Source organism: Kitasatospora sp. NPDC034533, assembly GCF_055575155.1.
The window spans coordinates 1-2,008 of sequence record NZ_JBVITE010000155.1 but is presented as its reverse complement, the minus strand read 5'-3'; the positions used below and the strand labels follow the sequence as shown (position 1 = coordinate 2,008).

The 2,008-nt window shown below is 71.6% G+C and carries 1 protein-coding gene; it reads right to left on the bottom strand.

Annotation, left to right across the window (positions count from 1 at the left end; genetic code table 11):
- On the bottom strand, positions 1-2,007 hold a 2,007-nt coding region (locus ACZ55U_RS38975; RefSeq protein ID WP_465534370.1), incomplete at its 3' end, for a condensation domain-containing protein.
- Between the last annotated feature and the right edge of the window lies 1 nt (position 2,008).

Here is a 2,008-nt window from a genome sequence, read left to right as displayed (position 1 = left end):
CGGAACCGTCAACGCCGACACCCCGAGCCCGGTGTCATTCCACTCCACCAACACCCGACGACGCTCATCCGCACCCAACACCTCGACCCCGCTCAGCGGGAGGTCGGAGCCTCCGCTCAGCGCGCTCTCCAGAGCGGCCACCAGGTTCTCGATGCCCGAGTGCAGTAGACCGCAGACGGCCTCCGGGGAGACCGGTGCGACCGCACTGACGACCAGCCGGAAGTCGGCCCCCAGGTCGTCGATCGCTACGGTGAGGGGGTAGTTGGTGCGTTCCCGGCTGAAGACGACGTCGATGCCGTCCGAGATGGCGGCCTGGCGGGCCGGGCCCTGGCTGTGCCGGTAGGTGAAGAGCGAGGTGAACAGCGGCTGGTCCCCCAGCACACCGCTGGCACGCTGCGCGAGCGTCAGCGGCGCGTGCTCGTGCTCCAGCAGCTCAGCCAGCATTCCACGCATCCCGGTGACGGCCTCGGCCGCACCGAGCCCGTCCAGCCGCACGCGGACCGGCAGGGTGTTGATGAACGGGCCCGGCACCCGGTCGGCGCCGGCGCCGGCGTTCATCCGGCCGAACAGCACCGTCCCGAACACCACGTCGTCACGGCCGCTGACCGCTGCCAGCACCCGCGCCCACGCCACGTGCAGAACAGTCGCCGGGCTGGCGCCGAGCCGCCGCGCCACCTCGCGCAGGCGCTCCGCCACCGTCCCGTCCACGTCCAACCGGACCCGGACCGAGTCCGAACCGTCGCCGCGCACGTCCACCAGGCCGAACGGCGCGGTCGGCTCGGTGACATCGCCCAGCAGCTCAGCGAAGAACCGCTCGTGCTCCTCCGGCGTCACGCCACCACGCGCCTGCGCCACGAAGTCGCGGAACGGCAGCGGCTGCGCCAGCGTGTCGGCGTGACCGGCCAGGATCGCCCGGACCTCTCCGACCAGCACCTCCAGCGCCGTGTGGTCACGGACCAGCTGGTGGATCTGCAGCATCCCGAGCCACCGTTCGGTCCCCGGCTCCGCCGCAGCCCGGATCCCGAGCAGCGGGGCGTGACCGATGTCCATCGACGGACCACCGGCCGCCAGCAGCTCGGCTGCCGGATCCTCCGTGGCCGGGTCCAGCTGGACCTCAGTCACCGGCAGCACGGCATGACGCCACACCACCTGGACCGGCTCCCGCAGGCCCTCCCACACCACACCGGTGCGGTAGATGTCATGCCGGTCCACGACCTGCTGCAGCGCACCCGCGAACGCGTCCAGCCGCTCCCGGGAGTCGAAGCCCAGCACGATCGGCAGCACGTACACATCGCTGCCGCTGTGGGAACCCAGCAGGTGGTGGAAGAGCAGACCCTCCTGCAGCGGCGCCAGCGGATACACATCCGCAACATTGGCCGCGCCGCCCTCGACGCTCGCGACCACGAGTGCGACCTCCTCAGCGGACAGGTCGACCAGCGGCAGCATCTCCGGCGTGATCTCCTGAGCACCCTCGGGGATCGCGTTCGGCGGCACCACCACCAGCTCCGGACCCGCCACCGCCGCCAGGCTCGCCACGGTCGGCGTCTCGAACAACGCCCGCACCGACACCGACACACCACGCCCGCGCAGCTTCTCCACCAGCGACACCGCCAGCAACGAATGACCACCCAGCATGAAGAAGTCGTCATCGACCCCCACACTCTCCAGACCCAGCACCTCCGCGAACGCCTGGCAGAGAATCTCCTCGCGGGCGGTCGCAGGTCCGCGGCCACGTGCGGCGGCGCCGGCGGCGTAGTCGGGGGCGGGCAGGGCGCGGCGGTCCAGCTTGCCGTTACCCGACAGCGGCAGCGCCTCCAGCACCACCACGGCCGACGGCACCATGTACTCCGGCAGCCTCCCGGCAACAAACTTCCGCACTGCAGCCGACAGTTCGGTGTGGTCTGCCTCTTCGTCGTCGGCGACGACGTAGGCCACCAGGCGCACGTCACCGGGGGTGTCCTCGCGGGCCACCACCGCGGCCTGGGCGACCTGCGGGTGCCCGGCGATC